We start from the raw sequence: 13,398 nt of genomic DNA, 5'->3' as shown, positions 1-13,398 counted from the left end.
TGATTATGAGCTAATAATCAAATTCAAGGCTCGCCAAAAATGTCCGCGGCGCGCCGAGATAGGCGGTGTTGGCCCCGGGGCTGCCGACGATGGTGCCGTCAGCGATCGAGACGTAATAGAACGTGTCCGTGACGTTCAGCACCTGGAAGCGCGCTGTCATGTGATGTTTCAGGAAGGTCGTGGTATAGCGCGCGCCGAGGTCCAGCGTGGTGTAAGCGGGGGCGAAGGAATTGTTGGTGTTGGTGGCCGCCCGCGCGCCCTCGTAATGCACCGCGCCGGTGAGGGCGAAGCCGTCCAGGAGGGCGGGGTGATAATCGACCGCGATATCGGTTTTGACATGCGGCACGCCGACCACGAGCTTGTCATCGGTTGAGGCCACGCCGGTATTCATCAGCTGCGCGTCGATATAGGTCACGCCGCCGAACACGCTGAGCGCCGGGGTCACATCGCCCTGGGCGAACGTCTCGATGCCGTAATTGCGCTGTTCGCCGATCACTTGGAACACATTGTCAGCGAGGGTATTGGCGTAGGGGCGGGTCATGCGGAACCCGTCCACGGTCAGCAGCAGCGACGGCGTGAGGGCGTATTTCGCGCCGATCTCGACTTCGGTGTCGTGATAGGGGGCGAGATAGGCGTTGGCGTTGGCCGCGGTGCTCGGCGCCTCGTCGCTCTGCTCGATGGCCTGGGCCCAGGTCGCATAAGCGGTGAGCACCGGCGTGGGTGTGTAGATCACGCTGACCGTCGGGCTGAGCGCGCCATTGACGGTATTCGCGCTGGTCTGTTTGCCGGTCGACGACCAGCTCTTGGAGCTGAGGAAGGAGGTATTCAGAACCGCCTGAACCGCCCATTGATCGTTCAGATGCATCTCGTCGGCGGCGATGATCGACTGCTCGCTCAGCGCGGCGGATTCGTACTGTCCGCCGGTTTGTCCGGCGGTAAGGGACTGGGCGACGGGAACGAGCACCGGATCGGCGAGACTGGCCGTGCCAAGCTCATAGGCAAAGCTGGCATTGCGCGGTGAGTATTCCCCGAGCAGGAAGCCGTTGGTGCCGAAGCTGAGATCGTTCTCCATGCCAAAAAGAGACACGCGGCCGTTCAGATAGGCTTCATTGCTGCCGATCTTGAAATCCGACACGGCGGTGAAATTCTTCGTCACCGTGTAGTCGCCGGAATTGTTCGTGAAGGTGTTGGTGATGCCATAGAGATTGCGCACGGCATTCTGATAGAGCCCACCGGCCTCGAAGCTCCAGTTCTGGTTGATCTGATGGGTTATTTTCACGAGGCCGGTATCGGTGACGAGATCAGGTCCGGCGCCGGGCTGCGCCAGTCCGGACTTGGCCGGGTTCATGGCCGGCGGCAGGATCGTGTTCTTGCCGCTTCCTGTGCTGGCGCCATCATAGACGACGCTGCCGGGAAGTCCCGTGGCATCGGTGGCGTAATGGCTGTAATAGGTCTCGATGGTGGTGTTGTCGGTGGGATGAAAGTCGAACAAGACGCTGCCAAGCGTGCGATCGATGTTGCTTCCCGGCGCGTAGCTTTCGCCGTTGCCCTGCACGACATTCAAGCGATAGCCGATCTTGCCGTCCGCCGTGGTGCCGGCGAAATCGCCTTGTTCGGTAAAGATGCCGCTCGACTGGAAGCCCTCGATGATGCGCACCAACGGTTGCTGCGTGGGCTGCGCCAGCATGTAATTGAACACGCCGGACGGAGAGGAGGGGCCGTAGAGCGCGCCGCCAAGGCCGTTGAGAACCTCGATGCCGGAAAGATTTTCCGTGGGAATGGCGGTTGTGCCGACGATGTTCAACCCGTCGAGCCGGGTGTTCTGCGCGATACTGCTTTGAAACCCGAGCGCTTGCGGGCGGGAAACCTCGTAGCCCTGCTGGTCGCGGATCTCCACGGAAGGCAGATAGCTAAGCGCATCGTTAACCGTGCGCACTTGGGTGTTAACCAGAAGGTCCTGCGGTATGATGGTCACCGATTGCGGCGTCTTCAGGATTGGCCTGATGCCGAGCGGTCCCATGCTGGCCGTCGCGCGATGATAGTTCGCTCTGGTGGCGTAGCCGCCCCGCGCGGTGCTTGCCCCTGATGCAGTCACGTTAATCGGCGGCAGGTTGATGACACTCTGTTGCGCATGCGCCGTCGGCGCGAACAGGAACAGGACTCCCAGAGAGGCGCCGCCCAGAAGGTCGCGGCAAACGTTACGAACCTCACAAAATTCTGAGGAATTATCGATCAATTTATCAATCCTATAGAAGGGCGCCCATGCGGCCCTGCTGTTGCTCATGACGATATGTTTCTACAAACATATCGAAACATGGTTTGCCTAGAGCGCGAGGACCCGATGGCGCAGGTGGCAGGGTTGCGTGAGAAGAATGTCGTCCTCTCGGCCGGCCTCGGATAGGGGGGACTCAACAAGCGGAGACGGCACCGCGCAGTGCGGTGTCTCGTCAAAGCCTCATGGAAGAAACGTCATCTCTCGCGGCTTGGTGCCATTCTTTTGCACGCCCGCACGTTAGTGATGTTGTGGCTGCCTTAAAGCGTGGCACCGAGGCCACGGTTGGCGCCGCTGCGGCCAGGCTTGTTCCGGCCGCCAGGCGGCGGTGCGACATGGTGGTGCGCGACTGACGGCGGCCGGCCCGTGACCTGCTACGCGACGGATTTGATCCCGGGTCGCCCCCGCTGCGTCTGTGGGGCGCGGGGATCAGGAGGGACGGGGATTTCGCGGATGGCGCAGCGGCAGCATTCGTCGCAGCACGCCATCCTTGAGGCCGTAATGATGGAACAGCGCCGCGGCGGCATGCGCGGCCGCGAGGCAGATCATTGCCCAAGCTCCCCACACGTGTACCGTGTTGAACACGGGGCGCCACGCGGCGCTGACTCCGAACGGCGAAGCGATCGAGAATAACCCGAAGAAGTTTGCGTCATGTCCGCGACCCCAGATCTTTCCGAACCCGGCGGAGACGACGAGGATCAGCAGCCCATAGAGCAGATAATGCGTGATGTTGGCGACGAGCACCATCAGCCGGGGGCCGACATGCGGCAGCCGCCGGCCGAAACCGACCCGCCATATCAGCCTCACCACGAGTATAGCCGCAAGAGACATGCCAAGCGACACGTGCACGAACTGCATGAAGTGGACCGAAGCGCTATGGCTCGGGAGGAAACCCCAGATTTCGGCAAGGGAAAACTGCGTCACAACCAGGAGCGCTGTCAGCCAATGCAGCGAGATGTCACCGTAGCCATAACGGTCGTCGGACCGAGTGGCAGAATCGTCGCCGGCGATCCGTGCAATTCTACGAGTGCTTTGATCCATGGCCGTTCCATCCTTTTGATAGCCTGGAAGTGTCCTTAGACTATTCTTGCCCGGCGTGTGAATACGCAAGCCCTCTGGTTATGGCCGATCTTTTTGAACGGGTTTCAAAAATTAATTCTTCATTCGTTATGAATTGAGGTGTCTGTCGATAAGACCATAAGCTGCAGACATGACAAAACGGATTTTAAACGTGACATAACTTTTTTTTAAGAAGATAGGCGTGTCTTTTGGGATTTGTGTTGTTCATGAGAGGCATTCGCAACTCAATGCAAACGCCATGAAATCATCAAAATTGTGTAACTCATCTTCACAATAAACTCGAGTAGTAGCCCTTGGCACTTCGTTTTGATCTGCAAAAGGGCTAACTGAATGATTCGATTTAGTAACGTAAAATTAAAAGTTGTCTTGCAGAGTTTTTGTGCTGCTCGTGCTTTGCATGTCGGCCTCGCCGCAAGCGTCGGCCTCGCTGCTCTCACCCCTGCCGCGCGGGCGCAGAGCGTGGCGCCGCAGAGCCAACCCGCGGTCGGCGCAACCGGTTCCGGAGGGTTCACCACCCCGTCCAATCTCGATCTCGGCGCCGTGCTGTCGACCGGCACGGGCAGCGCCGCCGACCTCGCCACCACGCCCGGCACCGCCCCGTACAATGCGCCGTCGCTGACGCCGCTGAATTCGACGCAGCCGACCTCGGTGGTCAGCCAGCACACCATTCAGAACCTGCTGACCAGCACTTCGAGCTATGCAGACATCGCGCGCCTCACGCCGTCGGTGAGCGTTAAAAGCCCGAACGGGCCTGGCCTGAGCGAAACCAACCTGGTCATCCGCGGCCTCCAGAACGGTCAGTACAACGTTACCTTCGACGGTATTCCCATCGGCGACTCCAACTCCTTCACCCAGCACACCACCTCGTTCTTCACCAATGACGAGATCGGCCAGCTGATCGTCGATCGCGGTCCAGGCACGGCGGAGACGGTCGGTTACGCCACGTTCGGCGGCACTGTGTCGATTCGCACGATCAACCCGGCGGCGACGACGACGCTGACGCCCTATGGCTCCTATGGCAGCTATGACACCGGCGTCGAAGGTCTACGCATTGATACCGGCGCGATCCAGGCGGCCAACGGCACGTCGGCGGTGTTCAACATTGAGAATGACAATTCCAATGGTGCGTTGAGCTTCACCCATCAGGACCGCACCAACTTTTTCGGCAAGGTGGTCGTGCCGGTCGGCAACAGCACCGCCGTTACCTTCTTTGCCGATTACAACAAGATTTATCAGAATCCTGTCTATGGCGCGACGCTCGGCGAGATGGCGGAATTCGGCCATAATTATAATCTGAACAACAATCCGAATTCGCAGAATTTCTGGCGCTACAACTACGACAAAATTACCACCGACATGGAATATATCGATGTCGCCTCGCATCTTGCCGATGGGTGGGAATATGACGGCAAGGTCTATACCTATGCTTATTACCACGCAGATAATAACGGCGACACCGTCAACAATCCGGGCAGCACGTATCTGGTGATGCTCACCCCGCATGGCACGACCACTGCGGGCGTACCGGGCGAAACCTTCTTCATGAACTATCGCTCGGTCGGCACCATCCAGCGCCTGCAGAAGGATTTCAATTGGGGTGATATCAAGCTCGGCGCCTGGTTCGATGAACAGACCGACACGCGCTTCACCGCCGAGAACGATCTGTCCAACGGCAACGCGCCGAACTACGACGTTAGCGCCGACGCTTTTGGTTCGCCCTCTCTGGCGGCGGCGAACAACAATCATGGCCAGATCGACCATCTGCAGGACAACCACCTCTACACGTTCCAGCCTTACATGCAGCTCGACTGGCAGCCGATCCAGAATCTGACGCTGACCGGCGGCGTGAAATACGCCTTCTTCCGCCGCCAGCTGAACGCGCAGGTGAACCAGGGAACCGAACAGCAGATCGGCTTTCAGCATAACTGGGGCAAGTTCCTGCCCTCGTTCGAGGCGAAGTATAATTTCTCGCCGAACTTTTCAACCTATGCGCAGGTCGCCGAAGGCCTGCTCGCACCGAACCTGAACACCTTCTATGTCGACGAGCCGGGCAAGTCCTCCTATGCGCCGGAGGAGACTTGGAACTACCAGACCGGTCTTGCCTATCAGAGCCAGCATCTGGCCCTAGGCGCCGACGTGTATCTGATTCACTTCATGAACTATCTCGCGAGTACCGGTTCCGGCATCAACCAAGTGTACTACAACGCCGGCGGTGCCATCTATAAGGGCGTCGAAGGCGAGGCCACCTATACGTTCGATAGTGGCGTCAGCCTGTTCGCCAATGGCGGGTTGAACAAGGCGAACTACACCGCCACCAATAACTATGTCGCCCAAGCACCGCAATTCACCGGCAATGCCGGCATCATCTACGACAAGAACGGCGTCTATGCCTCGATCATCGATCAGTTGACGGGCGGCGAGTATGACAGCAACGGCGTGCTGAACGGCGGCGCGAAGCCGAGCAATAAGCGTGCCCCCGGCGCCTGGTACGATCCGTATAGTGTGGTGAACCTGTCGGCAGGCTACACGTTCAATCATGTCAATCCGCACATCAAGCAGATCACGGTGAAGCTGAACCTCGACAATATCACCAACCAGCAGCAGATCATCTACAGCCCCAGCACCGTCGGGCCCAAGGGCGCCACGCAGGACCTGTATTATGTTCTCCCCGGCATTGCGGCTTTCGTGTCGGTGTCGATGCCGATCGGTTTCTAGCGAGAGGCGGGCAGGGCGGTGTGCTTGCCCTGCCCGTGATGGGCAGCGACACCACGTACAGGGCGTGGTGCGTTGTCCTTGCGATGTGACACGTCCTGCCGATGGCTGCCCACATACCGTACAGGCTAGAGGAGTGTGGCGATCTTGTTGGTGCCGTGCGGAAGAAAACGCCAGGCGATCTCGAAAACCAGGGCAATGACGATGATCGTCTCCATGGAAGAGCCGGTACGACATAGCGGTAATCCCCAGCTTCCGCGCAGCGGCCATGCCAGCCTCAGCCCCCGCGGTGTCAGCATGTCCGCTGCAAGGTGGGACAGGTAACCAACGGCCAGGGCGGACACCGCTCCTTGCCGGTATCCCGCGTGCGACAGCAGCGCCACCAAGCCCGCCACCGCGACGGCTGAGTGCGTGAAGCCGCGGTGGCCGAGGGCCGCGGCGATGGCTGTCGAGATCGGACGAGATCGCCGGCCGACCCAGGAGTTGGGGTGGTCTATGTCCGGCAGGAGTGACCCGGCCGCGGTCAGGGCAAGATAGATCGGGTCAACGGGGGAGAGGTGCAGCCAAGGTGCCGCGGCAATCCACGCCGCGACGCCGACAACCACATGAGATTTAGCCATCATGTTGCGGGGCTACTACGCGTACCGCTTCGGCTGAGCAAGTGGGCCACATCTGGGAGCAGCCTCCCGTAACGGCAGATTCCGCTGCGGCAAGCCCGCCAAGTGCCAGGGGTGAGGTAGCCGGACGCGAAGGCGACACCGCATCATCGAGGGCTCCGTTGGGTGTAATTGACCCGCTGGAGGGGTGTTCGCTCCCCGGCTCGTGACGATCGGTCGTACCCTCGAAACGTCACGTTAATTAGATCAAAAATGCACCTTGTACCGAAAGCATGGCCAGATATACAACGAAGACGTGCAGCCTTTTTTCTATCCGATCGTATTACAGTTAGAGGTTTGTCTTGGTTAGTTTATCACGGCTGCCGTCCCGATTGCTGCCCCAGCAGATCACCGGAGCGTTGGATCAGTCAGAGCTGACGAGACGGCACTTTGCCTTGTATTTTCTGATTGTGCTCGGCCACATTTTTGATGGCTTTGACATTAACATGATCGGTTTGGTGCTACCGGGTATCGCGCACCAATTCAAACTGGCGCCTGTTGCAATCGGCTACCTCGCCTCAAGCGTGTTCATTGGAATGCTTGTGGGATCGGTCGTCATCGGGACGTTGGCAGACCTCATTGGCCGTAAGCGATGCCTGATTTTCTCTGTGATATTCTACGGAATGACCAGTCTATTGGCGGCATTTACTTGGAGCTATAAATCGCTGCTGATCATTCGTATGATTGAGGGCTTCGGTCTCGGGGCCGAAGTTCCGCTGGTGTTTACCTACCTGTCGGAATTTATGCCGGAGCGGCGGCGGGGGCTTCTTCTAGCCTCCAGCGTTTTTTTCTGGCAGGGCGCTAGCTTTGTCGCTGCCCTCGTGGCCATTTACATTGTCCCACATTTCACGTGGCGGGGTATGTTCGTCGCTGGGGCCATACCGGCGTTCATTCTGGCGCTTGTGTTTCTCCGCTTGCCCGAATCTGTTCGGTTCCTGATCGCGCGTGGTCGCTTGGCAGAAGCAGAGGATATTGCGCGACGCCTGAGCACTGTGGCTCCGGAGACCATCACCGCAATGGAGATGCCCAAGGCGGCTACGAATGCCAGGCTCAGGGATCTACTGCGGGGCGGCTATCTGAAAGCTACGCTCAGCGTTTGGATCATGCAATTTTGCGGCGGTGCCGTGTTCGTGGGCCTCGCTGTCTGGCTGCCCTCCGTGTTTGTTCGTATGGGCTTTCCGGTCGTGCGCAGCTTTCTGTTCACAGCTGCGATTACAGGCGCTGGCGCGCTCGGGAATATCGGCGCTGGCTTGCTGCTGGATCGGATCGGGCGCCGTCCGACCTTGGCGATCTTCTTTCTGCTCGGCGGTTTGCTCATGTTGGCCTGGGGGCTCGCACATAGCGGCACGACAATCGTAATGCTGGGAGCGATTACTGCCTTTTTTGGAGCCGGTGGCGCCGGGGGACCACTCTTTACATATACGAGCGAGATCTATCCCACCCGCTTTCGTGGTGCTGGCACAGGTTGGGCTGCAGGCTGGCAACGTATCGGAGGCATCGTGGCCCCTGTTCTGCTTGGCAGCCTGCTTACAGCGCGTGCCGGCGCCTATCTTTTCTTTGCGGCTATGGCCACGGCGCTTTTGGTCGGAAGCTTGGCGATGATAATCCTTGGCACCGAAACCCGCGGCAAATCGCTTGAGCAAATTAGTGCTGAGCTAGGCAAATAGGATTAAGATGATGCCCTACTATACGTCCCGTGGCTTAAAGCTGCATTTTGAAGCTCTCGGTGACGGCCCGCCAGTGCTGCTCGTCCATGGTTTTACGAATTACGGCCTGGTCTGGACGCCGCAGGCCGTCGCTCTGGCGTATTCAGGCTTCCAGGTATTGATGCCGGATCTCGCTGGACACGGCCTGTCCGACGTGGCGGAGCAAGAGACCACGGTATCCGAACTGGCAACCGATATGGTGGCGCTGCTTGATACATTGGAGATTGACCGTATTCCGGTCTGCGGTCTGTCACTCGGTGGCATGATTGCGCAGCAAATTGCCGTCGATCATCCTGATCGGATTTCCGCGATGCTGGTCGCTAATTCCCGCGCCGAAAACACCGGAATGCGCCCAGCCGTTGAGGGGTGGATCGCGGAATTTGAGGGGCAAGGCGGCCCTCTTGCCCGTCTTGAAAAGACCTATCCTATTCTGGTGAATGAAAGCTTCCGCTCTAGCCCTGCAGGAGAAGCGGCGCTGGAGTTGTGGCGTCTCGTGCTGTCGCGCGTCACAGGTCGTTCACTTGCCAACGTTGCACGAGGGATGGCAAAATTTGATGTTGCGGGAACGCTTCCGAAACTGCGGATACCAACTCTGGTTGTCAGCGGCACCGAAGACAAACTGATTCCGTCCGACTTGTCCCGACGTACGGCGGAATTGGTGCCGGGTGCGACGTTCGAAGTGATCCCGGGAGCCGGACATATTTCCAGCATGGACAGTACGGTGGCGTTCAATCATCTTCTGCTCCGTTTCCTTTCCGAAGCTAAGGAGAAGGGCAGATTCGTCAGTTAAGCGGATCAGGGTAGCTGTTCGCCACTCTCCGGCGTAACAGGCCGCACCTTCCGAAGCATTTGATGCGATCGCTCAGGCAATGAGCATCCGGTCAATCAGAACCCAGCCCGTTCAGGGCTGGGTTTTTTGCATTTTGAGCCCTGAAAAAATGAACACAGCTACGGAAACGCGCGGTGTGCTGCTGACGCGCTATGCCGGCGGGATCGGGCGCGGGTCAGGTTTCCGGTGCGGACCCCGGTGAACTCACGGGTGCGGTGCGCCGAGCACGATGCCGTTCACGGTCGCGCCGTACATCGAGAATTTGGTGTCATGGAATTCCCGCCGCGTCTCAGCAGTCGAGCCGGTGAAGCGGGGATCCTGCGGACGCTCATGGCTGTCGATGTATTGCGCGACATCCCACGCCTGCTGCACCGAGAGCATGCCGACACCGCCGAGCGGCATGTTCGCCTTGGCGAACGCGGCGAGGACGTTCAGGTTGCTCATGCCGGCGCCCCAATTGTAGGATTCCTTGCCCCAGAGCGCAGGGAACACCGTTTCGCCGCGCGTGTACTGCCCCGCGCCGTCAGCGCCGTGGCACAGAGCGCATTGGGTCTTGAAGACGGCTGCGCCGCGCGCATAGTCGGGCGGTGCGGGAGGTGCCGGCAGTTTCGGATAGCCGCGGCCCGCCAACGCCGCACCGGTGGGCGCGCCGGTCGCGAGCCAGTAGGAATAGGCTTCGACAGCGACGATGATCGGGCTGTCCGCCGGCAGCATTTTGCCGTTCTCGCTGAAGCGGAAGCAGTCCTGCAGGCGCATCACGTAGTCGTTGACCTCCTGGTTCTTGGCCCGATAGGCGGGATAGGCGGTATAGGCCGCCCACAAAGGGCCCGAATTCGCCAACGTGCCGCCGCCGAGATGGCAGTTGCTGCAGTTGAGTTTGTTGCCGATCGCGCTGCTCGCGTAGATGGTGGTGTGACGGAAGATGTTCTCGCCGTGCTTCACCGCGTCGCCGAACGCCCCACCTGGCATGGCGGTCATGGGCGGCGGGGTAAAGGGGAGCTTCTGTGCATCCGGCTTTTCCTGGGCGCGGCCGGAAGAGGCCAACGCACAGAACACGCCGAGTGCAGCGAAAATTGCGAGGTACGAAAGCGGCCGCACCGCCGTCACTCCGAGGCGCCGGGCTTCGGCAGGCGCGGCGGGTTCGGTGAAAGCGCCGCGTAATAGGCGGCGACCGCGTCGATCTGCGCGGCGGTCAGCTTGCCGCCGACATGGCCCATCAGCCCGAGCGGCCCACCCTTGCGGCGGCCCGTCTGCCAGTCGGCAAGTTGGGCCGCGATATAGGCTTGCGGCTGGCCGGCGAGGCGCGGGAATGTCTCTCCCACGCCAAGCCCGAACGGCCCATGGCATGACCCGCAGGGTGGCACGCCGGCTGGGGTGTGGTTCCAGTCGCCGTCCAAGGCGAGCGCGGCGCCCGGCCCGTGCGGCAGCGGCGCGGGCTCCGGCTTTTGCGGAACCGGAAGCGCGGCGTAATAGGCGGAGATCGACAGGATTTGCGCCGTGGTGAGATGCGCGGCAATGCCGCCCATGATCGGGTTGGCGCGCATGCCGGTCCGGAAGTTAGCAAGCTGCGCCTCGAGATAGGGCGCCGGCAGACCGGCGAGGGCCGGGAAGCCGGCGCTCATATTGCCCATGCCGTCAGCGCCGTGGCAGCTTGAGCAGCTTGCGACATCGGGCGGTGCCGCGAAGGCGGGCGCACCAAATATGGCCAGCCAAACCACGGCCGCCGCCGCGATCTTTCCGGTCGTTGAACAGGCTGGGGAATTCACCGTTTGCCTCCGTCGACGCGTCGGACCTTTTTATAGGGCCGATCGTTTCCGGATGCCAACGGAAAGCGCGGCCTCTGCGGCCGGGAGGCTTGCGACTGGCTGGCCGGCCAGTCGCGCCGAGAGACTTCGTCGCTTTGAAGAAGGTTCTAATGGGCCTGCGCCGGCAGAGCGAAAATCGCGACGGCATCACCCAGGGGGTAGGTCATTTGAAAATTCCCGCCCGCCGCCACGGCGATATATTCCCGGCCATTCACCCGGTACGCCACCGGCGGCGCATTCACCCCGGCACCGAGGAAAAAATGCCATAGTTTTTGGCCGGTCTTGGCGTTGAACGCGTCAAACCAGCCATTGCCTTCGCCCATGAATGCCAGATTGCCCGCCGTCACCAGCGCGCCGCCCATGGTGGGCTGCGGCACGGTCTGGTTCCAGACGATCTTGCCGGTATTCACGTCGATCGCCGTAAGCGTGCCGTTCTGCAGGCCGTGCGGAACGTTTTTGAAGGTGCTGCCGAGCCGGATCTGACCGGGAATATCGCCGGCCGCGTTGTCGGTGGTAAAGGTCATCAACTGGTTCATGCCCATCACGTACACGTCATGGGTGAGCGGCGAGTAGGCGGGCGGCGACCATTCGGCGCCGCCATTGGCGCCGGGCAGGCTCTGCACGCCTTCCTTGGTCGGCTGTGCGAACATGTTCTTCTGCAGGTCGAACGGTTCGGAGCGGCGGATCAGTTTTCCGGTTTCGCGGTTGACGATGTAGAAGAAAGCGGTTTTGCCGGCCTCGCCGGCGGCCGGCACCATCTTGCCGTTCTCCATCGCGTTGAACAGCACGACATTGCTGACGGCGTCATAGTCCCACACATCGTGCTTCACTTCCTGGTAGTACCAGGCGAGCGAGCCGTCCTTGAGATGCAAGGCGACGATGGAATCGGTATAGAGATTATCCCCGGCGCGCTTGGAACCGTCGAGATCGGGGTTCGGGTTGCCGGTGGAGAAGATCACCAGGCCGAGCTTGGGATCGATTGCCGGGGTCGTCCACACCGTGCCGCCGCCGGTTTTCCAGGAATCGCCCTGCCAGCTTGTCTGGCTGTCGGTCGTGTTCCAGCGCCAGGTCTGCTGGCCGCTCTTGGCATCGTAGGAGGCGATGAAGCCGCGCAGCGGCCATTCGCCGCCGGCGCTGCCGATGATCACCTGGTTGCCGTAAACCTGGGGGGCCATCGTCTCCGAATAACCGGCCTGCGCATCGGCAACGTTGGTCTTCCAGACTTGCTGGCCGGTCCTGGCGTCCAGGTCGATCAGGTTATTGTCGAGCGTGAGAAAATACACCTGGCCGCCCGACACGGTGACACCGCGATTCACCGGGCCGCAGCAGATCTGCGTGAGCCCGTTGGTGTAGGTGTATGTCCAGATCGTCTCGCCGGTCGCGGCATTCATGGCGATGACAGCCTGTTTGCCGTTGACCGTCGGCGTGGTGATGAACATGGTGCCGTTCACCACGATCGGGGTGGTCTCGAAGCTCGCCGTGTAGCCTGTCTGCGCGATGGCGACCGGCACGAGGCGGCTGACATTCCGGTCGTTGATCGCGGTCAGCGGCGAGAAACGCTGGTTGGCATAACCCTGGCCGGTCGCCAGCCAGTTGGCGCCGGTTTTCGCCGCGTTCGCGGTCATGTCGTCGGTGACGTCGACCGTCCCGGTGATCGCCGCGGTCGCCGGGCCGGCCTTGGCGCCGCCGGTCTCGGCGCCGAGCGATGCCGGCGGCTCCGCCGCCTGCGCGATGCCCAGGTTCGCGATGCCCAGGCTCATGGCCAGCGCCGTGCCCGCCAGAAAGGCCAGCCCGGCTGTGCGCGTCGTCTGCGATTTTAATTTTTGCATGGTTCCCTCGATGATATTTCTTTTTGTTCGACTCAGGCGTGCAACCCGTCCGGCGCGGTTATTTGCTCCCCGGATAGGGCAGAAGCTGCAAACAGCTCAGCCCGGCGGGGCTGAGCGGGTCCTTGCCGGCGGGGTAATGGTTGAAGGACAGCAGATAGGCGAAAATGTCGTTATATTGCGTCGCCGTCAGGCTGCCCGGCGCATCGGCGGGCATCTGTGCCGTGATGAAGGCCTGCAGCTGCGTGGGCGTGATTTTGGTGAAGGTCAGATACGACACGAATTTAGGCCCCGCGAGCGCCGGCCCGGAATTGCCCGACAAATCCGCATTATGGCACGAGGCGCAATGCGCGTTGTAATCCGCCATGCCCGCGCTAGCCTCCGCCGGCGTGTAGATGCCGCCTGACGGGCACGCGGCCCGGGCGGGGGAGAGGGCGGCACCGAAGCACACGGACAGCGCGACGGCGGCGCTGAAATAACGGCGTAGTTTCATCTGGTTACCCTGCTTTCTG

At 60.7% G+C, this 13,398-nt stretch carries 10 protein-coding genes; 3 read left to right on the top strand and 7 right to left on the bottom strand.

All coding sequences use genetic code 11. The features are described from left to right. Window positions 1-10 precede the first annotated feature (10 nt). Together VNC39_RS03070 and VNC39_RS03065 are read right to left on the bottom strand one after the other, a co-directional pair. On the bottom strand, window positions 11-2,236 hold the full coding sequence (locus VNC39_RS03070; protein ID WP_325396047.1) for a TonB-dependent receptor: 2,226 nt from the start codon (window positions 2,234-2,236) through the stop codon (window positions 11-13). A 465-nt stretch (window positions 2,237-2,701) separates the two neighbouring features. Next, on the bottom strand, window positions 2,702-3,313 hold the full coding sequence (locus tag VNC39_RS03065) for a cytochrome b (protein ID WP_325396045.1): 612 nt from the start codon (window positions 3,311-3,313) through the stop codon (window positions 2,702-2,704). A gap of 405 nt (window positions 3,314-3,718) precedes the next feature. Here VNC39_RS03065 and VNC39_RS03060 point away from each other — a divergent pair, with 405 nt between their 5' ends. After that, window positions 3,719-6,067, top strand: a complete 2,349-nt coding sequence (locus VNC39_RS03060; RefSeq protein WP_325396043.1) for a TonB-dependent receptor — start codon at window positions 3,719-3,721, stop codon at window positions 6,065-6,067. A 125-nt stretch (window positions 6,068-6,192) separates the two neighbouring features. Here the strand turns inward: VNC39_RS03060 and VNC39_RS03055 are convergent, their stop codons facing one another. Beyond that, complete coding sequence (locus tag VNC39_RS03055) at window positions 6,193-6,687, bottom strand: metal-dependent hydrolase (RefSeq protein ID WP_325396041.1); 495 nt, start codon at window positions 6,685-6,687, stop codon at window positions 6,193-6,195. Window positions 6,688-7,052: 365 nt separating this feature from the next. On the opposite strand from VNC39_RS03055, the gene VNC39_RS03050 reads away from it, so the two are divergent. Both VNC39_RS03050 and VNC39_RS03045 read left to right on the top strand, forming a co-directional pair. Next, on the top strand, window positions 7,053-8,387 hold the full coding sequence (locus tag VNC39_RS03050; RefSeq protein ID WP_325396039.1) for an MFS transporter: 1,335 nt from the start codon (window positions 7,053-7,055) through the stop codon (window positions 8,385-8,387). Window positions 8,388-8,394: 7 nt separating this feature from the next. Continuing rightward, window positions 8,395-9,216 (top strand): alpha/beta fold hydrolase, encoded by an 822-nt coding sequence (locus VNC39_RS03045; RefSeq protein WP_325396037.1) that lies wholly within the window; start codon window positions 8,395-8,397, stop codon window positions 9,214-9,216. Between the two features lie 243 nt (window positions 9,217-9,459). On the opposite strand, the gene VNC39_RS03040 is transcribed toward VNC39_RS03045, so the two are convergent. The 4 genes from VNC39_RS03040 to VNC39_RS03025 form a co-directional block, all read right to left on the bottom strand. After that, window positions 9,460-10,353 carry a c-type cytochrome gene (locus tag VNC39_RS03040; protein WP_325396035.1) on the bottom strand — a complete coding sequence of 298 codons (894 nt, stop codon included), beginning with the start codon at window positions 10,351-10,353 and terminating at the stop codon, window positions 9,460-9,462. Between the two features lie 5 nt (window positions 10,354-10,358). After that, on the bottom strand, window positions 10,359-11,021 hold the full coding sequence (locus VNC39_RS03035; protein ID WP_325396033.1) for a c-type cytochrome: 663 nt from the start codon (window positions 11,019-11,021) through the stop codon (window positions 10,359-10,361). A gap of 146 nt (window positions 11,022-11,167) precedes the next feature. Further along, window positions 11,168-12,889 carry a pyrroloquinoline quinone-dependent dehydrogenase gene (locus VNC39_RS03030; protein ID WP_325396031.1) on the bottom strand — a complete coding sequence of 574 codons (1,722 nt, stop codon included), beginning with the start codon at window positions 12,887-12,889 and terminating at the stop codon, window positions 11,168-11,170. A gap of 58 nt (window positions 12,890-12,947) precedes the next feature. After that, window positions 12,948-13,379, bottom strand: a complete 432-nt coding sequence (locus tag VNC39_RS03025) for a c-type cytochrome (protein WP_325396029.1) — start codon at window positions 13,377-13,379, stop codon at window positions 12,948-12,950. Window positions 13,380-13,398: the final 19 nt, after the last annotated feature.

Origin of the sequence: Acidocella sp., assembly GCF_035535915.1 — a bacterium.
Classification (GTDB): Bacteria; Pseudomonadota; Alphaproteobacteria; order Acetobacterales; family Acetobacteraceae; genus Acidocella.
Note: the sequence above shows the minus strand (reverse complement) of the source record. Positions and strands in the feature narration are given on the sequence as shown.

What these genes read in the sequence shown, in the direction of transcription:
- VNC39_RS03025 (WP_325396029.1), bottom strand. Translation starts at nt 13,379, where the DNA reads ATGAAACTACGCCGTTATTTCAGCGCCGCCGTCGCGCTGTCCGTGTGC.
- VNC39_RS03065 (WP_325396045.1), bottom strand. Translation starts at nt 3,313, where the DNA reads ATGGATCAAAGCACTCGTAGAATTGCACGGATCGCCGGCGACGATTCT.
- VNC39_RS03045 (WP_325396037.1), top strand. Translation starts at nt 8,395, where the DNA reads ATGATGCCCTACTATACGTCCCGTGGCTTAAAGCTGCATTTTGAAGCT.
- VNC39_RS03055 (WP_325396041.1), bottom strand. Translation starts at nt 6,687, where the DNA reads ATGATGGCTAAATCTCATGTGGTTGTCGGCGTCGCGGCGTGGATTGCC.
- VNC39_RS03030 (WP_325396031.1), bottom strand. Translation starts at nt 12,889, where the DNA reads ATGCAAAAATTAAAATCGCAGACGACGCGCACAGCCGGGCTGGCCTTT.